This window comes from Microbispora sp. H10830, from assembly GCF_014161375.1.
Classification (GTDB): Bacteria; Actinomycetota; Actinomycetes; order Streptosporangiales; family Streptosporangiaceae; genus Microbispora; species Microbispora catharanthi.
This window is the reverse complement of record NZ_JABBWX010000030.1, coordinates 16533-34869: the sequence shown is the minus strand read 5'-3', so window position 1 is coordinate 34869 and position 18337 is coordinate 16533. Positions and strand designations below refer to the sequence as shown.

Genomic DNA, 18337 nt, shown 5'->3' with positions numbered 1-18337 from the left:
CCGCGTTGGCCGCCGTCGCTCTGCTGGCTCTCACGGGCTGCGGCAGTTCGGAGGGCGACTCGAGCGCATCCGGCGCTCCCAGCGCAAGCTCGGGCGCCGCCGGTTCGAAGCTCATCGTCATCATCACGCCGTCCCCGGACAACGTCTTCTTCAAGGCGGAGCAGGACGCGGCGGCGGCTGAAGCCAAGAAGCTCGGATACGAGACGCTGGTCCTCAGCCACGACGACGATCCGACCAAGCAGAGCCAGGAGATCGACACGGCGATCTCCCGCAAGGCGGCCGCCATCATCCTCGACAACGCCGGCGCGGACGCGTCCGTGACGGCGATCCAGAAGGCCAAGGACGCCGGCATCCCCAGCTTCCTGATCGACCGGGAGATCAACAAGACGGGTGTGGCCGTCGCGCAGATCGTCGCCAACAACGCCCAGGGGGCGGCCCTCGGCGGCCAGGAGTTCGCCAAGCTCATGGACAACAGCGGCAAGTACGCCGAGCTCACCGGCAAGCCCACCGACACCAACGCGGGCGTCCGGTCGCAGGGCTATCACAGCATCCTCGACCAGTACAGCGGCATGAAGATGGTCGCGCAGCAGGCGGCCAACTGGGACCAGACGACCGCGCTCAACATCACGCAGACGATCCTGCAGGCGCATCCCGACCTCAAGGGGATCATCGCGGGCAACGACACCATGGCGCTCGGCGCATACGCCGCGCTCAAGGCCGCCAAGAAGACCGACGTCATCGTCGTCGGGTTCGACGGCAGCCCCGACGTGGTCGACTCCATTCTCAACGACGGCGTCAAGGCCACTGTGCTGCAGCCGGCCAGTCAGATCGCACAGATGGCGGTCGACCAGGCCGACAAGCACATCAAGACCGGCAGCACCGGTCAGCCGGAGAAGCAGTCCGTCGACTGCGTACTGGTCAACAAGGACAACGCCGGCAAGGTGAAGGACTTCGCGATCAGCTCCTGACGTAAGACGGCGGAATTCCAGCGGAGCGGGGGCTCCACTGGAGCCGCGATGAGGCCGCGCTTGGGTACGCGGCGTTCAGTTCAGCTATGGAGTAGAGGCGGCCGTGAATAACTGTTCGGAGGCAATGTGAGTATCACTCGGCGCCGACTCCTGTATGGGGCCGCGGTCACCTCGGCCGGCCTCTTGGGCATGGCAGGCCCGGCTCATGCGGACGCTGCCCAGGAGGGCCTGCGACCGTCTCGTGGCCCCGGGCGCCCCCGATTGCTGGTGTGCACCGACATCGGGGGGACCGATCCCGACGACTTTCAGTCCATGGTCCACCTTCTGGTCGCTGCCGATCGCTTCCATTTGGAGGGCATCGTCTCCTCGCCGTTCGGCGCGGGACGCAAGGCGGACATCTTGCGGGTGATCGACCTCTATGACAGAGACTTCGGCAACCTCCGGACGTGGTCACCCCACTACCCCAGGCCCGAAGCGCTGCGGTCACTGAGCAAGCAGGGAGCGCTCGAATCGGCCGGCCCCGGTGGGGTGGGCACATCGACCGAGGGCTCGCAATGGATCATCCGCTGCGCGCGCAGGCGTGATCCCCGCCCCCTGAACGTGCTGGTCTGGGGTGGTATCGACGACCTGGCTCAGGCGCTGCACGACGCTCCTGACATCCTGCCCAACCTGCGGGTGTACTTCATCGGCGGTCCGAACAAGTTGTGGTCCGTCAACGCCTACGACTACATCGAGACACACCACCCCGACCTTTGGGTGATCGAGTCGAACTCGACCTACCGCGGATTCTTCACCGGCGGCGACCAGACCGGCGAGTGGAGCAACACCACTTTCGTCGAGAAGCACGTGGACGGACATGGAGCTCTCGGCAGCTTCTTCGCCGGTCTCCTCAGCGGCGTCAAGATGGGCGACACCCCATCTGTGACGTGGCATCTCAACGGAGACGGCAACCCCGGACACCCTGGCTGGGGCGGCCAGTACGTCCCCGTTTGGGACGGCCGCAAGACCATCTTCGATCGCCTCACCACCACAGCCGACGTCGTCGAGGCCTACGGCGTCGTCGAGTGGCTGATCTCGAAACCGGTGGGGTACGGCGAGTCGGACACGACGCGGTTCGTCGTCGACAACCGCCTGGGCGGTCCGTTCCCGACAGGCGTCGACGAAGGCGATGCGCTTCGGTTCCGCTACTCTCCGAGGGACGCGCGCCCGATGTCCATCGTCGTTCAGAGCACACACCCCGACCTTGAAGGTCTGACGGGTGGGTTCACCGCCGCACCGCCGCCTGAGGAGCGTTGGAAGTGCCCGTCGACAACCCACCGCAACTGGTGGTGCGACGACCAGGGTCCGGCGGCCGCCGAGGGTGTCTGGCCTGGAGCGAAGACCGTCAGCCGCTGGCGGTTGGACTACCTCGCCGACTTCGCGAGCCGTATGGACCGATGCGCGGCACCTCGGCGTCCTCGGGGATCGCCGCATGATGATTGAAACATCCAGTCGCACCCAGACGGAAACGACACGGGCACTGACCCGGCGCCGGGTCAGACTGTGCGGCGGGAGCGGGCCAGAGCCAGCCCGCCGAGGACCATGGCGATCGGCCCGACCACCAGGTCCACGTAGCCCCCGACTATTCCGTAGCCGGTGCCGGGACCACCCTCGGCGGCGGCCACGACCAGCCCGCCGATGACCGTGCAGGCCAGCCCCGCCGCCAGGGCCACGATGGCCCCTCTTCTCCCGGTGCCGGTGCCGATACGACCGGCGGAGCGGGCCAGAGCCAGCCCGCCGATGACGACGCCGGCCAACCCCAGCAGCGCGGCCACCACGGACCAGAGACGCCCGGCGGTCAAGGTGTAAGCACCGACGGGTTCGACCAGAACGTGCGCGGCTGCCGGCGTGGCGAGCCCCGTGATTCCGAGCAGGGCGGCTGCGGCGGTGGCCGGCACGTGACGGAGGGACATGAGGATCCTTTCGGTTGGATGACGGGCGTCGGCGGCGTGTGCAGCGCGGTGAATCGCCCATGCGGGTCGAGGCGCCGGTCCCGAGCGCCTGGGAGGGGTGACACGGAATCGATCATCGAGCCGTCGAGGCGGCCGGGGCCTCCGACAGCGGACGGCGGCGTCTACGCAGTTCTGCGTAGACGACTCGCACCCAGGTACGCTCCCGGCGGTAGGGCGGTCGCGCGTCTGGGCGGAGTGGTCCCGCACACGGGGAACCGTAGGATCGCGGCATGGAACACCGCGTGGTGTCGTTGCGCCTGCCGGTGCCGGCGCAGGACGTGTTGCTCGCGCTGTTCATCACCGTGATGCAGGTTCAGGGCACGATAGTCCGCAATGCCGGCGAGGTGGTACAGCGTCCCCTTACCGACCTCGGAAACCTGGGATATGTCCTGCTGATCGTGAGTGGCGTGGTCGTCGCCGTCCGCCGCCGGTGGCCGGTGCCGGTGTTCGTCACCGCCGCGCTCGCCAGCTTGGTGTACTACGGCCTCGACTTCCCGGACGGGCCCGGCTGGCTCGGGCTCTTCGTCGCCCTGTACACCCTCGCCGCCTACGGGGACGGGCGCCGGTCGCTGGTGATCGCCGCCGTGGGCACCTCGGTGCTCGCCATCGGCTGGCTGGTCGCTGCGGCCGACATCGAGCCACGTGCGGCCATCGGCTGGGTGTTCTTCCGGATCGGCGCGTCGGTCATGAGCGCGGCCCTTGGCGAGTCCGTCCGGTCCCGGCAGGTCATCGCGGCCGAGGCCCAGGAGCGCGCTGAGTTGGCTGAACGGACTCGCGAGGAGGAAGCGCGGGCGCGTGTGGACGCCGAACGGCTCCGGATCGCGCGCGAGGTCCACGACACCGTCGCGCACGCCATAGCGATCATCAACGTCCAGTCCGGTGTCACCGCGCATGTGCTCGACAAACGGCCGGAAGTGGCGCGCGAGGCGCTGCGCGCCATCGAGCAGACCAGTTCCCGGGCGCTGCAGGAGATGCGGGCCGTCCTCGGGGTGCTCCGTCACGACGACGGTGACGACAACGAGGGGCGGGTGCCCTACCCCGGGTTGGGGCAGATCGACGAACTGGCCGCCAAGGCACGCGAGGCGGGACTCGACCTCAAGGTCGAGGACGCCTCGCCCGCGACGCCGTTGCCCAGCGCGGTGGGCAGTGCCGCCTACCGAATCGTTCAGGAGTCGATCACCAACGTGGTCCGCCACGTCGGTCCGACTCGGGTGACGGTAGCGCTGCACCCCGGAATCGAGGCCTTGGAGATCCGCGTAACCGACGAGGGCCGCCGCGCCGCCCCCGGTCACGACTCCGCGGATCCGCGCCTACCGGCCCGGTATCCGAGCGGCACCGGAGTCTCGGCCAAGCCCGGCCGCGGCATCGTCGGCATGCGCGAGCGCTGCCGGCTGCTGGGCGGAGAACTCGACGCCGGGCCGCTTCCGGGTGGCGGGTTCGAAGTCAAGGCACGACTGCCCCTCGCGCCGGCCGGGCCGCGCTGATGAACGCGGCGGCCGCCTCACCGTCGACCAACGCCCAGATCAAGGTGCTGCTCGCCGATGACGAGGGTCTCGTGCGTTCCGGGTTCAAGGTCCTGCTCGACCTCGAGGACGACATCACGGTGGTGGGAGAAGCCACCAACGGTGCCGAAGCCGTCGAACGGGCCCGCGCCGCCCGCCCCGACGTCGTCGTCATGGACATCCGCATGCCCAAGCTGGACGGGATTCAAGCCACCGCCCGGATCGCCGGGACGCACGGGTTGGAGCAGGTCCGAGTTCTCATCCTCACCACCTACGACACCGACGAGTACGTCTTCGACGCATTGCAAGCCGGCGCCAGCGGCTTCCTGCTCAAGGACGCCGGGCCGGCCGAGCTCCTGCACGCCATCCGGGTGGTCGCCGCCGGAGACGCGCTGCTCGCGCCGCGGATCACCCGACGCCTCATCGGCCGGTTCGCCGCGCTGCGAACAGCCGCCCGGGCCGGGGAGGACCGGCTCGCGGTGCTGACCGAGCGTGAGCGCGAAGTGCTGGCCCTGGTGGGGCGGGGACTGAGCAACCACGAGATCGGTGCCGAGTTGTTTCTCAGCCCGGCCACCGCGCGCACCCACGTCAGCCGTGCGATGGTGAAACTGGGTGCGCGCGACCGTGCGCAACTGGTCGTCATCGCTTATCAAACAGGACTGGTCAGCCCTGCGATGTGAGGCACGGCCACGTCGCGTTCGCGCAGCGACTGGGCGTGGCCGTGCCCGGCATCGCCCGCAAGCCGGTCTGTCGCGGTGCCGACGCGGGCGACCAGCACGAACCGCACCTCGGACAAGATCCTGAGGTGGGCCGAGTGGTTCACCACCACCCGCCTGCACTCCTCCAACGCTCACGCCACCCCAGCGAACCCGCTGGAATCAATGGTCTCCACCGACGCCGGGGCGGTTTACGGAGAACGGCGGACAAAAACGTACGCCACCTGGTCCTAATAAGAATTTCCCGCGGAACCGTCCTTTTGCATGGAACGCCGAGAAGCCTCCCGCGATTATCCGAATGACAGGTCGTCGGAGTGGGGGAGATCGATGGAAGTGCTGCTCGGCAACAGACCCGTCTTCGCCAGCACCGACCTCGACGAGGTCCGTGAGGAGGTGGCGAGGATCTTCTGCCCGCATCGGCTGGACCTGACCGGCGCGGCGTCCCTGCTGTCGGCCCGGTTCAACTCCGTCGGGCTCGGCTCGGTCCGGATCAGCTACCTCGACTACGGGGCCGACGTCCGGATCGAACCCGGCGACCTCGGCACCTTCTTCCTGGTGATGATCCCGCTGGCCGGACGCAGCCTCATCCGCAGTGGGAGCCAGGAGATCGTCTCGACCCCGACGACGGCCGCCCTCCCCTCTCCGACGCAGCATCTCGACATGCGGTGGGCCGCGGGCACTCCCAAGCTGATCGTCAAGTTCGAGCGCACGGCGGTCGAGCGTTCCCTGGAGCAGATGCTCGGCGAGCCGCTCGACCGGCCGGTCGTGTTCGACCTGGGCGTGGACCTGACCGCGGGATGGACGCGCGCCTGGCGGGCGATGGCCGACCTGATCGTCCGCGAGGCCGAGCACGACGACGGGCTGACCGCGCAGCCGCTCGCCGTCGCCCACCTGGAGAACGCGCTGCTCACCTCCCTGCTCACGATGCAGCCCTCCAACTACCGGGACCGGCTGGCGGCGCCTCGGCCGCCCGTGCTTCCCAAGGTGGTGCGCCGGGCGCTGGAGTTCATCGAGCAGCACGCCCACCTCCCGATCAGCACCGAGGACGTCGCGCGGGCCGTGGCGGTCAGCGGCCGCTCGCTTCAGGAGGGCTTCCGCGTCCACGTGGGCCGCACGCCGATGGCCCAGCTCAGGGAGGTACGGCTGACCAAGGTGCACGAGGAGCTCGCGGCCGGGGATCCGGCCCGCTACACCGTCACGAGCGTCGCCGCCCGCTGGGGCTTCCTCCACCAGGGCCGGTTCGCCGCGCTCTATCGCCAGAAGTACGGCCGGCACCCGTCGGAGACCCTGAGACGCGGCTGAGGCGGATCCCGCGCCAGATGGACGGAATCCGCGCTGAGCGGATGGATCACCGGGCCGCTTCGGCCGTAATTTCGCTGAAACCGCAACTTTCAGCGAAAGGAAACACCCTCATGCGCAGAATCCTCGTCGTCGGTGCCGGTCAGGCGGGTCTGCACCTGGCCATCGGCCTGCTGCAGAACGGCTACGACGTCACCGTGGTCTCCAACCGCACCCCGGAATCGATTCGCGACGGCCGGGTGATGTCGGGCCAGTGCATGTTCGGCACCGCCCGGGCACATGAGCGCGCGCTCGGCCTGGACTGGTGGGCGGACGTCTGCCCGCCCATCGAGGGCATCGAGTTATCCGTCCCGAGCCCCGCGGGTGGCAAGGCTCTCGGCTGGGCGGCCCGGCTGAGGACTCCCGCCCTCGCGGTCGACCAGCGGGTGAAGATGCCGGCCTGGCTGGACGAGGTCGAACGGCTCGGCGGCAAGCTCGTCATCCACGACGCCACTCAGGAGGATCTGGAGACCTACGCGGCCCAGCACGACCTGATCCTGGTCGCCGCGGGGAAGGGGGAGATCGCCTCGCTGTTCGAGCGGGACGCGGCGCGCTCGACATACAGCACCCCGCAGCGGGCGCTGGCGGTCACCTACGTCAACGGCCTCACCCCCCGGCCCGAGCACTCCGCGGTCAGCTTCAACCTGCTGCCCGGCGTCGGCGAGTACTTCGTCTTCCCCGCTCTGACGCACAGCGGCCCGTGCGAGATCATGGTGTTCGAAGGTGTGCCGGGCGGGCCGATGGACTGCTGGGGCGATGTGCGCGGCCCCGCCGAGCACCTGGCGCGCAGCCGCCAAATCCTGGAGAGCTTCTTCCCCTGGGAGGCGGAACGCTGCTCCGGGATCGAGCTCACCGACGCCAACGGGGTGCTGACCGGGCGCTTCAGCCCCACCGTGCGCCGCCCGGTCGCCGTCCTGCCGTCGGGCGCACCGGTGCTCGGGGTCGCCGACGTGGTGGTGCTCAACGACCCGATCACCGGGCAGGGCAGCAACAACGCCGCCAAGTGCGCCGCCACCTACCTCCAGGCCATCCTGGAGCGCGGCGAGCAGCCGTTCGACGCGCCCTGGATGCGGCAGACCTTCGATCGCTTCTGGGCGCAGGCCCAGCACGTCACCCGCTGGACCAACGCGCTGCTGGCCCCGGCCGAACCGCACCACCTGGCGCTTCTGGGCGCCGCCGGCCAGGTGCCGGAGATCGCCTCCCGCTTCGTCAACGGCTTCGACGACCCCGCCGACTACGCCGAGTGGTTCATGGACGCCGACAAGGCACAGGCCTACCTCGACCGGGTCGCGTCATGAGATCGCTGCGCGAGGCGTTGGGCCAGTTCGCCACCGGGGTCGCGGTGGTCACCACCGCGACCCCGAGCGGGGAGCGGGCAGGGGTGACGGTGAACTCCTTCAGCTCGGTCTCGCTCGATCCGCCGCTGGTGCTGTGGTGCCTGTCGGACCGCGCTCCCAGCGCGCCCGTCTTCCTTCGCGCGGGGCGTTTCGCGGTCAACGTCCTGGCCGCCGGCCAGGACGAGCTGTCGCGGCGGTTCGCGACGCCGGCGCCGGACAAGTTCGCCGGAGTGGACGTGCTCGCCACCCCCACCGGGCTGCCCATGCTCGCCGGAACCCTGGCCACATTCTCCTGCCGTACGGTGACCGTCCACGCCGGCGGCGATCACCACATCTTCGTCGGCGAGGTGGAGCACCATCAGCGGTCAGGAGGGGAGCCGCTGCTCTTTCACTCCGGCCGCTACCGCGAGTTCGCCTCCTCCCCGGGATGGTGAGGAGCGGACGGGCCCCTTCCGCCTCCCGGGGGAGCCCGGCACCCCGGCCCTTCGGCGGCCGGGGTGCCGCGGCGTTGACGGCGGGGGTCCATCGCAGCGGCGAACCGCCGGTCATGACGGGACCGGGTGACGGCGCGCCGGCCGTACCTCGACGAAGAGCGCCGCCGGTTTGACGTTGACGCTGCGTCAACTTCTAACATCGGGGCCATGTCGATCACTGTTCTCGACACCTACTCCGCCATGAGGCGGATCCTGCTGGCCCCGGTCGCGGACCGCGTTGACCTGCTGCGTTCGATGCTGGAGCCCATCAGGGGCATGTACCGCTACCACCCCGGCGAGGTCGACCTGGTGGCCATGCACCTCGAAGCGTCCGGGTTCCCCATCGACCGCGACGAGGAGCGTTGCCTCGAGGCGCTCGAGACCCTGGCGGCGGCCGGAGCCTGGGAGCGGATGCGACGCGCTCTCGACGACGCTCTCGCCGTGCTGCTGGAGGCGACGCCGGGGCTGGCGGCCCCGGACATCACCGTGCTGTTCGTGCTCGGCGATCCGGGTGACGAGCACTTCATGGGTCCCTGCCGAGGAGTGACCGGGTTCGGCGGCATCTCGGGCCACATCGTGATCACGTTCTGGCCCTTCCCAGAGAACGTGGAGCGGCTGGAGGCCACCGCCGTGCACGAACTCCACCACAATCTGCGGTTCGTCCCGGGCGGGGTTGTGTGGGACCCGATGACCGTCACGGTCGGCGAGCACATCGTCTCCGAGGGCCTGGCCGACGCCTTCGCCCGCCAGCTCTACGGCGACGAGCTCGGCCCCACCCGCATCGGCGTGCCGCACCTGCACGACGACGAGATCTTCGGCAAGGTACTCACCGGGCTCGACGTGACAGGCATGCAGAACTTCACCGCCTGGGTGCACGGCGACCCCAGCGCCGAGCGCTTCGGCCTCACCCCGGTGGGACTGCCCATGGGCGCCGGGTACGCCGCGGGCAACCGGCTGGCCGACACCTACCTGGCGGCGACCGGGCAGACGGCGGCGCAGGCCCTGCACGCCGGCAGCTCGGAGGTCATCGCCGCCACGCTCCGCCGCGGGTGACACTGGAGCGATGGAGTGGACGATCCAGGAACTCGCGACGAGGGCCGGCATCACCAGCCGCACCCTGCGTCACTACGACCGCGTCGGGCTCCTGGCCCCGTCCCGGGTCGGCGCGAACGGGTACCGCTACTACAACCCCACCGCGGTCGCCCGGCTACAGCGGATCCTGCTCATGCGCCGGCTCGGCATGGGATTGTCGGCCATCGCCGAGGTCCTGGCCGACGAGGTGGACACGTGTGACGGGCTCCGCGCCCACATCGCCGCACTGGAAGAGGAACGGGACCGCATCGAACGGCAGATCCGGTCTGTGCGTCACACGCTCGAGGCTCTGCAGGCGGGGGTGGAACCGCGGATGGACGTCATGGTGGCGGGGTTCAACGACCGCTACAAGGACGAGGTGATCTCACGCTGGGGCGAGCGCGCGTTCCAAGTGAGCAACGACTGGTGGCACGGCAAGACACTTGACCAGCAGCGGGCCTGGAAGCAGGCCGCCGAAGACCTCGTCGCCGCATGGGTCGCCGCGGTGAAGGCCGGGGTGTCTCCGACATCGGAACACGCGCAGTCACTGGCTGCCCGGCACGTCCGGTGGCTGAGCCAGATCCCGGGTACCCCCACGGCCGAGGGCGACCGGGAGCGCTCGATCGAGATGGTGCAATGCCTGGGGGACATGTACGTCGACGACCCCCGCTTCGCCGCCATGTACGACGACGCCGCGGGGGCGATGTTCGTCCGCGACGCACTGCAGGCGTACGCGCGGACCCGCATGTAGCTCGTGTGGATCGCGGAGATGACCGGTTCTGCGAGGCTGCATCCTCACGACGCGGTGCGGGCCATGCTCGAGGCCGACCTGCGCTGGCGGGACACCGAGCGCTACGACGACGTACGCGTACGCGTCTCGGTCGCGTGTCTGCAAGCGGTGCGCTCCGCCTCCGAGGACGATGTGCTGGTGCGCGTCGCGGAGTGGATGCTCCTCTTCCGCGACCAGGGCGGCCCGGACGACCTGTACGACTGGCGGGCGCACCCCCATGTCGAGGACACCGCCCTCCGGCCCGGCGACGTGCCTGACGTCGCTGCAAGGCGGCCGCCCGACGGCTGGGGGTGCCCTACGGCACGTACCGGCGCCACCTCGCCCTGGCCAAGGAGCGGCTCACCGAGCAGCTGCTGCGCCAGACGGCCGCGGTGTCCGTGCCGTCCACGCCGTGCTCACCACCGAAGGGGTGAGGCGCTGCCGTCGCAGGTCCGGGATCGGGCCCCGCTCGCCCAGGGGCAGGTGGGGCTCGATCCCGGACCACTCGTCATCAGTGGGTCACCACGCGCCACGACGAGGTGATCTACCGGCGTCGGCGGCTCCGGCGGAGCTGAATGCGCAACCGCGTGATCTCAGCTCCGCACAGGTCCTAGCGCGGCGTGAGAGTCCAGAGGTGGTCGGCGGTGCCGTTGTCTTCCCACTGGAGGACCTGGGCGCCGGAGGACTTGCTCATGCCGTTGACGCCGAGCAGCAGACCGCTGTTGTAGTTGCGGATCTTGTAGTGGCCGTTCCCGTCCGAGATGAACGACCACAGGTGGTCGGCGGTGCCGTTGTCGCCCCAGATCAGGGCGGTCCCGCCGTTGCTGGTGCTCATGTTGGTGATGCCGAGGACCAGCCCGCCGGCCCTGTTGACGATCTTGTAAAGGCCGGAGCCGCTGTCGACGAGGGTCCAGGTCTGGGTGTTGCCGGATGAGGGAGTGGCCTGGTCGACCAGGGTGCCCTGGGCGGTGCCGGAGTTCTGCGTGTCCAGCGCGAGGCCGCTGTTCACGTTCTTGATCTGGTAGGTGCCGGCCAGCGAGGTACCGGGGTTGCCGCTGCCGCTGCCCGGGGTGACGACCAGGTGGTAGCCGTAGGTGGAGTTCATCGCCGAGACGGGCACGGTGATGGAGCCGTTGCTCACGGTGTAGTTCGACTCGCTCAGCGTGGAGGGCCCGGAGACGGCCACCGTACGGCCGGGGGAGGGGGTGTACTCCAGCTTCACGTGGGCGGTGCCGCCGAAGGAGCCGAGCCCGTTGATCACCACGGCGCTGTCGCCGGAGCCGCCTCCGAAGATGACGCTGAGCTGGTTGCCCGCGCTGTTCATCGCCGCGGCGCCGTCGATGCCGGTCTGCGCGGGCGGGGTGGTCGTCACCATGTTGCCGCTCATGTCGGCGTACCACCTGTAGAGCCAGTAGGCGCCGTTGGGCGAGCCGCCCCGGCCGGTGAGCAGGTCGCCGAGCGTGCCGGACTGGTTCCAGAACGCCAGTTCGGCGTCGTGGACGCCCAGCCGCTCGAACTTGGCGATGTAACTGACGAGGGCGCCGGGGATGCCGACCTCGGATGGCGAGGCGTACTCCTCGATGGCGATCGGGCGCGGGCTGATGCCGTACTTCTTCTCGAGGTTGACGACCGTGGCGACGTCACCGGCGATCTTCGAGGCCCTGGTCAGTTCGTGCCAGGCGATGATGTCCGGGACGGTGTTGGTCGCGACCGCGTTCCTCAGGAAGTTGTCCATGTCGCTGATGTTGTCCGAGAAGCTCGGCCCCTGGATCGGGGTCGTCGGGTCCTTGGCCCGCACCTCACGGTAGGTCCTGGTCCAGAAGTCCTCGTACGTGCCGTTGGACGAGTTCCAGGTGTTGTCCGACTCGTTCCACAGCTCGTAGGCGGCCAGGTTGGTGATGCCCGACGACTTGGTCTGCGCGATCTGCTGGTCGACCAGGCTGAACCAGTTGCTCCAGCTGAACTGGTAGGGCCAGCCCGCGTAGACGTCGGACAGCCGGTTCACGACCTTCGCGCCTGCCCTGGCCGCCTTCGGGGCGACGGTCAGGATGTCACCCGTCGGCTGCTGCTTGCCGCCCTGGGGCTTCTGGACGAAGGTGTTCGGCTTGATGGCCTGGGCCAGGCTGTCCGACGGCGTCGTCGCGTCCGCCAGGCCGTACAGCGAGCCGCTGGCCACATACGTCACCGGCCGGAAGGGCTGGTTCGCGCTGACCACCAGGGTGGTCGAGGCACTCGCGGCGGCGTGGGCGGGAGCGGCGGCGATGGTCGCGCCGGCTGCGGTGAGTGCGAGCGAGGTGAGCAGGGCGGCGGCCTGCCCGGCTCTGGGTTTGGTCGTCTTCACTGCGTCTCTCCTGAGGAGTGGTTGGGGGGTGGTTGTGCCGAGCGGACCGCGGAGGTCGCCGGCCGGGGACCGCGTCCACGGGTACCGGCGGCCGGGTAGCCATGGCCTCGGTCCTCGACCGCGCCGATCGCGGAGGAAGCGGAAGACTCGCTGGACATGGGATTCCCCAGATCGGTGCCTGTGCGGTGGTCACGACGACGCAGCGCACACAAGCCGAGTTTGGCAACTGTGCGCAAAGGTTTTCCGAGCCGGAAACGTACGGTGAACTTGTCTGGCCGTCAAGACTGTTAGCCAGGCGAGTTTTCTTCCGCACACGATTGCCCAATTCAGGAAAGCGGTGGGACCATGGCCGCAGCGGAGGTGGGGAGCAAAGGATTGCGTGCGTCGGAGCCGGGCCGTACGATCACCAAGCGACCTGACCGAGATCGGTCGCGTGGTCGTCCGCGACCGCGCCTGAGGCCCCACCGGTGCCCGATGCCCATTCCATGGCTGACGGCCGCACGCCACGGCCGAGCGGGACATCGCCGCCCACTGCCGCCCACTGCCGTTCGCCGCCGTGAATGAGCACCAGATATTTCGCCATGCCGCGCGTCCCATCCTGTGCAGCCCGGATGGGCCGCCCACCTTCCCGGACGCATGGAACGGCCGACGGATCGACATCATTCGCGTCCGGCCGATGAATTTCTTCGACGCGGCGCCTCTGTACCTGTAGACGACCGGAGAACGGCGCGGCCGCTTTCCGGTGTGACTTCAGGCGGATGAGGAGTGTCGTCCAGATGAGCGAGACAGTCGTGGTGCGTTACGAGACACGCGCCGACGCGGCGGCGGAGAACCAGCGGCTGGTGGAGCGCGTGTTCCGCGAGCTGAACGAGACGGCCCCGGAGGGGCTGCGCTACGGGGCGTTCCGCCTGGCCGACGGAGTCGGCTTCGTGCACGTCGCCCTGATCGAGGGGGACGACAACCCGCTCCGGCGGTCGGCGGCTTTCGCCGAGTTCCAGCACGGCGCGGCCGGTCGCATGGCCGTCCCGCCGGTCAGTGCCGGCGCCACGCTGGTCGGCTCCTACCGCCTGTTCCGGTCATGAAACATTCAGAGCAGAAGGAGAAGACGATGACTCTCCCACGGACGGCGTCACGCGACGAGTGGCTGGCGGCGCGGCTGAAGCTGCTGGAGCAGGAGAAGGACGCCATGCGGGCGCAGGACGCCGTCACCGCGCGGCGTCAGGAGCTGCCGATGGTCAGGATGGACAAGGACTACGTCTTCGAGGGCCCGGGCGGCACGGCCCGCCTGGCCGACCTGTTCGAGGGTCGCCGTCAGCTCCTCGTGTACCACTTCATGTGGAACGAGGACTGGGAGGACGGCTGCCCGAGCTGCTCGTTCGCGGTCGACAACGTGGGCCGACTGGAGCACCTGCACGCCGGTGACACGACGCTCGCGCTCGTCTCCCGCGTGCCCCTGGCCAAGATCGAAAGGTGGAAGGCGCGGATGGGGTGGACCATCCCGTGGTACTCCTCGGCCGGGAGCGACTTCAACTACGACTTCCACGTCACGAACGACGAGGCCGTCGCGCCGGTGGAGTACAACTACAAGGACAAGGCGACCCTGGAGCGGGAGGGCCTGGGGTACGCGGTGCACGGCGACGCCCAGGGGATCAGCGTCTTCGTCCGCGACGAGGACAGCGTCTTCCACACCTACTCGACGTACGGCCGGGGCGCGGAGGTCATGCTGAGCACCTACCACTACCTCGACCTGACCCCCCTGGGCCGGCGGCGCTACGTCAACGAGTTCCCCTATCACGACACGTACGAGGGTGGTGCGGACCACTCCCACCACGCCCATCACCACTGAGCAGACGCCGACCGCATCTTGGGTGACGCCTCGCCAGGGGGCGTCACCCGTCCGTCTCGAACACGGGAGTCCCGGAATGATCGAGTCCCTGACACTCAGGTGGATGCTCATCCTCGTGCTCGCGGGCACGGCGGCGTGGTTCCTGATCCGTGGAGTGCGACCCGGCTCAGGTGGCGCGGCGCCGGGCGCCGCGGAAAGGATCTCCGATGTGGCGCACGCTCTCATGGCCGCGGCGATGGCCACGATGTTCTGGCCGATGGGATGAGTGAAGGGACGATGACGCGGACGGCGACCACGGCGGCCGGCACGTCAGACGAGGAGTTCGTCCGGCGGAGCGAGCCCTTCCGGCGCGAACTGCTGGCGTACTGCTACCGCATGCTCGGGTCGATCCACGACGCCGAGGACGTGCTCCAGGAGATCTACCTGCAGGCGTGGCGCGGCTACGCCCGCTTCGAAGGGCGCTCCTCGATGCGCACCTGGCTGTACCGCATCGCGACCCGGGCGTGCCTCAAGGCGCTGGAGGGCAACGGCCGGCGCCCGCTGCCGTCCGGCCTGGGCAGCCCGAGCGATCACCCGGACGAGCCGCCGCGCCACGGGTCGGCGGAGGTGCCGTGGCTGCAACCCGCCCCCGACGCGCTGTTCGGCTCGGCCCAGGCCGATCCGGCCGCCATCGTCGAGACGAGGCAGACCATGCGGCTGGGGTTCATCGCGGCGTTGCAGCACCTGTCCGGCCGGCAGCGGGCGGTGCTGATCCTGCGCGACGCGCTGGCCTGGCGGGCGAGTGAGGTCGCCGGCCTGCTCGGCACCACGACCGCCGCGGTCAACAGCGCGCTGCAGCGTGCCCGGGCCCAGCTCAGCCAGATCGCCCCCACCCAGGACGGGATCGCGGAACCGGCCGACCCGGCCCGGCGGGCGTTGCTCGACCGGTACGCCGCGGCGTTCGAGAGCGCCGACGTCGGCGTGTTGGCGGGGGTGCTGACCGACGACGCGGTCTGGGAGATGCCGCCGATCCCCACATGGTTCGCGGGGAGGGAGACGGTCCTGCGGTTCCTCGGGGCCAGGGTCCTGGCCGCGGGCGAGCAGCGGATGGTCCCGACGAGCGTGAACGGGCAGCCCGCGTTCGGGTCCTACTCGCGCGACGGCGACGGCGTGTACCGCGCGCACGCCCTTCATGTCCTCACCGTCACGGCCGCCGGTGTCGCCCGGGTCGTCGCGTTCCTCGACGCCGGCCTGTTCGGGCTGTGCGGACTGCCGCCGGCCCTCGACGGCGCCGCCCCTCGGGGGTGATTCAATCACCAGCGCCTGCACGCCGCGATCGGGCACATCCCGCGTACCGGACACGAGACCGACTACTACGCTCGACACCGGCCCCAGCCAGTGGCTGGGGCCGGCCCGTAGGGTCGCCACCCGACCCGGAGCGCTTCAGTCCGTGGTGAGCTTGGCGGACGGCCTCGCGCGCGCCTGGCGGTGACGCTCCCGCGCCGAGGCTCACCGACTTGCTCGAAGAGTACCCCCGGGGGTATAAACGAGGCGTGCAGATGAACGAGGCGATGGTCGGCGACGCGGTGACGCGGCTGCGGCGAGCACACGGTCAGCTCGCGGGAGTGATCGCGATGATCGAGGCCGGCGAGGATTGCGCCAAGGTGCTGACCCAGCTGGCCGCGGTCTCCAAGGCGCTCGATCGGGCCGGGTTCAAGCTGGTCGCCAGCGGACTGCGGCACTGTCAGGCTGCGCAGGAGCGGGGCGAGGAGGCTCCGATGAGTGTGGCCGAGCTGGAGAAGCTGTTTCTGGCCCTGGCATAGGCGGCCCTTCCGGGGAAGGTTCGCCTTTTCATGTCCCCTGGATACCCCCGGGGGTATGTTCCGAGCTGCCGATCCCGTTCGACGGCCTGACGGGGCGGTGGCGGACGGCGAAGTGTCGCGCGACCGTCCCGCCTACGTCGCCTGGCCGCCGGTCTCTTTTTTTGCTCGCCATATACCCCCCGGGGTATCTAGAAGAAAGGTGTTCCTTGTGGAGATCGTGTCCTTCCGCACTCCGGGTCTCGGTGACCAGACCTACCTGCTGACTCACGAGGGCAAGGGGGTGCTCGTCGACCCCCAGCGCGACATCGACCGGTTCCTGCGGGCGGCGGCCGAGCGTGACGTGGAGCTGCGTCTCGTCGTGGAGACCCACCTGCACAACGACTACGTGTCGGGTGGCGAGCAGGCGGCTCTGCGCACCGGAGCCGAGCTGGTCCTGCCCGCCGCCGCCGCGCCCGCCTACCCTCACACCCCGGCCTTCCACATGGAGGACATCGAGGGCGGGGACGGCCTGTCCCTACGACCGATCCACACCCCGGGGCACACCCCCGAGCACATCAGCTACCTGGTGCTCATCGAGGGTGAGCCGGTCGCGGTGTTCTCCGGCGGCAGCCTCCTGGTGGCCTCGGCGGGCCGGCCCGACCTGCTCGGCGCGGCCCGGGCCCGGACCCTGGCCCGGCTGCAGCACGGCTCGCTGCGCCGGCTGGCGGCGCTGCCCCCCGAGATCGGGCTGTTCCCGACGCACGGCGAGGGGTCGTTCTGCTCCGCGAGCGGGGCGGGCCGCTACACCTCGACGATCGGCGAGGAGATCAGGTCCAACCCCCTGCTCGCCGTCGAGGACGCCGAACATCTGGCCGACGAACTGCTCGCCGCGCCCATGCCGATCCCGGCCTTCTACCGGTACATGGGCCCCGCCAACACGCTCGGCGTGCCGCCGATGCCCTCGACCGCGGCACCCGAACTGGCCATCGGCGACCTGCCCCAGGACGCACAGGTGATCGACGTCCGCCCGCGCAAGAGGCAGGCGGACGGCTTCCTGCCCGGCTCGATCGGCATCGAGCTCGGCGACGACTTCGGCAGCTGGGCCGGGTGGCTGCTGCCGTACCGGTCCCCGATCGTGCTGGTGGCCGAGCCGGGCCAGGACGCGGCCGAGGCGGTGACCCAGCTCGCACGAATCGGGATCGACACCGTACGCGGCGTCGTACGCGACCTCGGCCCGGCCGCGACCGCGACGTTCGAACGGCTGGACCTGGCGACCTTCACCGCGCGAGCTGCCCAGCCCGGCGCCCAGGTGCTGGACGTGCGCATGCCGAACGAGCGCGCGGCCGCACACCTGGAAGGAGCCGCCGAACGGTTCCTCGCCGATCTGGTGGCCGAGGGCGTGCCCGCCGAGCTGGACCGCGGCCATCCAGTGCTCGTGGCCTGCGGATCGGGCCGGCGCGCGGCCATCGCCGCCACCCTGCTCATCCGCGAGGGATACATCCCGGCGGTGCTCGACGGTGCGGGCGTGCCCGACGTGGCCGCCGAACTGCGGGCCCGCCGCGCCGCCTGACCACCCCACCTGCGACGAAAACGAGAAGGAAGCCGTGAACACCGAATCCCCGAACATCGACACCGCGACGGCCCGCGCGCTTATCGCCTCCAACCCGGACGTGCTGGTCGTGGACGTGCGGACTCCCGCCGAGTTCGAGACCGCGCACATCAGCGGCGCGATCAACCTGCCGCTCGACCAGGTCGACGCCCACCTGCGGCGGATCGTCGACGACGCAGGCGGCACGATGCTGCTCATCTGCCAGTCCGGCGGCCGGGCTACCCAGGCGCACAAGAAGCTCTGCGACGCGGGACTGCCCGACGCGGTCGTGCTCACCGGCGGGATGAACGCGTGGATCGCCTCCGGCGCCCCCGTCGTGCGCGGCGCGCAGCGGTGGAGCCTGGAGCGCCAGGTCCGCCTGGTCGCGGGCGGCATCGTGCTGGCGTCCATCGTGGCCGACCTGTGGCTGCCGGGTATGCGCTTCGCCGGGGCCTTCGTCGGCGCGGGCCTGGTCTTCGCCGGGCTGACCGACACCTGTGCCATGGGCATGCTGCTCGCCCGCCTGCCGTACAACCGCGGCGAGGGCGCCGACGTGGACGCCGCCCTCGCCTGTATCCGCCGCCCCGGCCGCAGCGCGGCCTGACGGATCCGAGGC

21 protein-coding genes are annotated in these 18337 nt (G+C 69.9%); 17 read left to right on the top strand and 4 right to left on the bottom strand.

Features of this window, described 5'->3' with window-relative positions; all coding sequences use genetic code 11:
- The first annotated feature begins 5 nt into the window (after positions 1 to 5).
- Entirely contained in the window at positions 6 to 968 is a 963-nt protein-coding gene (locus tag HHX35_RS40980; RefSeq protein WP_220506487.1) for a D-ribose ABC transporter substrate-binding protein, read from the top strand.
- A 189-nt stretch (positions 969 to 1157) separates the two neighbouring features.
- Positions 1158 to 2450, top strand: coding sequence for a DUF1593 domain-containing protein (locus HHX35_RS40975; RefSeq protein WP_182903983.1), 1293 nt, complete (start codon positions 1158 to 1160; stop codon positions 2448 to 2450).
- Positions 2451 to 2503: 53 nt separating this feature from the next.
- Here the strand turns inward: HHX35_RS40975 and HHX35_RS40970 are convergent, their stop codons facing one another.
- Positions 2504 to 2920, bottom strand: a complete 417-nt coding sequence (locus tag HHX35_RS40970; RefSeq protein WP_220506485.1) for a DUF6223 family protein — start codon at positions 2918 to 2920, stop codon at positions 2504 to 2506.
- A gap of 269 nt (positions 2921 to 3189) precedes the next feature.
- Here HHX35_RS40970 and HHX35_RS40965 point away from each other — a divergent pair, with 269 nt between their 5' ends.
- Both HHX35_RS40965 and HHX35_RS40960 read left to right on the top strand, forming a co-directional pair.
- Positions 3190 to 4443 (top strand): sensor histidine kinase, encoded by a 1254-nt coding sequence (locus HHX35_RS40965; RefSeq protein ID WP_182903982.1) that lies wholly within the window; start codon positions 3190 to 3192, stop codon positions 4441 to 4443.
- Positions 4443 to 5141, top strand: a complete 699-nt coding sequence (locus HHX35_RS40960; RefSeq protein ID WP_182903981.1) for a response regulator transcription factor — start codon at positions 4443 to 4445, stop codon at positions 5139 to 5141. The genes HHX35_RS40965 and HHX35_RS40960 overlap by 1 nt, the downstream gene beginning before the upstream one ends.
- Here the strand turns inward: HHX35_RS40960 and HHX35_RS40955 are convergent.
- The gene (locus tag HHX35_RS40955; RefSeq protein ID WP_182903980.1) at positions 5111 to 5290 is read right to left on the bottom strand and encodes a hypothetical protein; all 180 of its coding nucleotides are present in this window, start codon (positions 5288 to 5290) and stop codon (positions 5111 to 5113) included. The two genes, HHX35_RS40960 and HHX35_RS40955, sit on opposite strands and share 31 nt — an antisense overlap.
- A gap of 214 nt (positions 5291 to 5504) precedes the next feature.
- Here HHX35_RS40955 and HHX35_RS40950 point away from each other — a divergent pair, with 214 nt between their 5' ends.
- The 6 genes from HHX35_RS40950 (at position 5505) to HHX35_RS42935 (ending at position 10708) form a co-directional block, all read left to right on the top strand.
- Positions 5505 to 6479: an AraC family transcriptional regulator gene (locus HHX35_RS40950; RefSeq protein ID WP_182903979.1), complete on the top strand. Its 975-nt coding sequence runs from the start codon at positions 5505 to 5507 to the stop codon at positions 6477 to 6479.
- Positions 6480 to 6589: 110 nt separating this feature from the next.
- Positions 6590 to 7813 carry a styrene monooxygenase/indole monooxygenase family protein gene (locus HHX35_RS40945; RefSeq protein WP_182903978.1) on the top strand — a complete coding sequence of 408 codons (1224 nt, stop codon included), beginning with the start codon at positions 6590 to 6592 and terminating at the stop codon, positions 7811 to 7813.
- Positions 7810 to 8286, top strand: coding sequence for a flavin reductase family protein (locus tag HHX35_RS40940; RefSeq protein ID WP_182903977.1), 477 nt, complete (start codon positions 7810 to 7812; stop codon positions 8284 to 8286). The genes HHX35_RS40945 and HHX35_RS40940 overlap by 4 nt, the downstream gene beginning before the upstream one ends.
- A 207-nt stretch (positions 8287 to 8493) precedes the next feature.
- Entirely contained in the window at positions 8494 to 9378 is an 885-nt protein-coding gene (locus HHX35_RS40935; RefSeq protein WP_182903976.1) for a DUF2268 domain-containing protein, read from the top strand.
- 10 nt (positions 9379 to 9388) lie between these two features.
- Positions 9389 to 10147 carry a MerR family transcriptional regulator gene (locus HHX35_RS40930; protein ID WP_182903975.1) on the top strand — a complete coding sequence of 253 codons (759 nt, stop codon included), beginning with the start codon at positions 9389 to 9391 and terminating at the stop codon, positions 10145 to 10147.
- A gap of 18 nt (positions 10148 to 10165) precedes the next feature.
- Entirely contained in the window at positions 10166 to 10708 is a 543-nt protein-coding gene (locus HHX35_RS42935) for a hypothetical protein (RefSeq protein ID WP_220506484.1), read from the top strand.
- A 67-nt stretch (positions 10709 to 10775) separates the two neighbouring features.
- On the opposite strand, the gene HHX35_RS44995 is transcribed toward HHX35_RS42935, so the two are convergent.
- Both HHX35_RS44995 and HHX35_RS40915 read right to left on the bottom strand, forming a co-directional pair.
- The gene (locus tag HHX35_RS44995) at positions 10776 to 12506 is read right to left on the bottom strand and encodes an RICIN domain-containing protein (RefSeq protein WP_182903974.1); all 1731 of its coding nucleotides are present in this window, start codon (positions 12504 to 12506) and stop codon (positions 10776 to 10778) included.
- A 403-nt stretch (positions 12507 to 12909) separates the two neighbouring features.
- On the bottom strand, positions 12910 to 13089 hold the full coding sequence (locus HHX35_RS40915; protein ID WP_182903973.1) for a hypothetical protein: 180 nt from the start codon (positions 13087 to 13089) through the stop codon (positions 12910 to 12912).
- Positions 13090 to 13282: 193 nt separating this feature from the next.
- Here HHX35_RS40915 and HHX35_RS40910 point away from each other — a divergent pair, with 193 nt between their 5' ends.
- From HHX35_RS40910 to HHX35_RS40880, 7 genes are all read left to right on the top strand, one after another.
- The gene (locus tag HHX35_RS40910; protein ID WP_182903972.1) at positions 13283 to 13588 is read left to right on the top strand and encodes a hypothetical protein; all 306 of its coding nucleotides are present in this window, start codon (positions 13283 to 13285) and stop codon (positions 13586 to 13588) included.
- A 26-nt stretch (positions 13589 to 13614) separates the two neighbouring features.
- The gene (locus HHX35_RS40905) at positions 13615 to 14352 is read left to right on the top strand and encodes a DUF899 domain-containing protein (RefSeq protein WP_182903971.1); all 738 of its coding nucleotides are present in this window, start codon (positions 13615 to 13617) and stop codon (positions 14350 to 14352) included.
- 76 nt (positions 14353 to 14428) lie between these two features.
- Positions 14429 to 14617 carry a hypothetical protein gene (locus tag HHX35_RS40900; protein ID WP_139574171.1) on the top strand — a complete coding sequence of 63 codons (189 nt, stop codon included), beginning with the start codon at positions 14429 to 14431 and terminating at the stop codon, positions 14615 to 14617.
- 11 nt (positions 14618 to 14628) lie between these two features.
- The gene (locus HHX35_RS40895) at positions 14629 to 15639 is read left to right on the top strand and encodes a sigma-70 family RNA polymerase sigma factor (RefSeq protein WP_182903970.1); all 1011 of its coding nucleotides are present in this window, start codon (positions 14629 to 14631) and stop codon (positions 15637 to 15639) included.
- Between the two features lie 251 nt (positions 15640 to 15890).
- Positions 15891 to 16154, top strand: coding sequence for a metal-sensitive transcriptional regulator (locus tag HHX35_RS40890; RefSeq protein ID WP_142566192.1), 264 nt, complete (start codon positions 15891 to 15893; stop codon positions 16152 to 16154).
- A 208-nt stretch (positions 16155 to 16362) separates the two neighbouring features.
- Complete coding sequence (locus tag HHX35_RS40885; protein WP_182903969.1) at positions 16363 to 17703, top strand: rhodanese-like domain-containing protein; 1341 nt, start codon at positions 16363 to 16365, stop codon at positions 17701 to 17703.
- A 34-nt stretch (positions 17704 to 17737) separates the two neighbouring features.
- Complete coding sequence (locus HHX35_RS40880; protein WP_182903968.1) at positions 17738 to 18325, top strand: rhodanese-like domain-containing protein; 588 nt, start codon at positions 17738 to 17740, stop codon at positions 18323 to 18325.
- Positions 18326 to 18337: the final 12 nt, after the last annotated feature.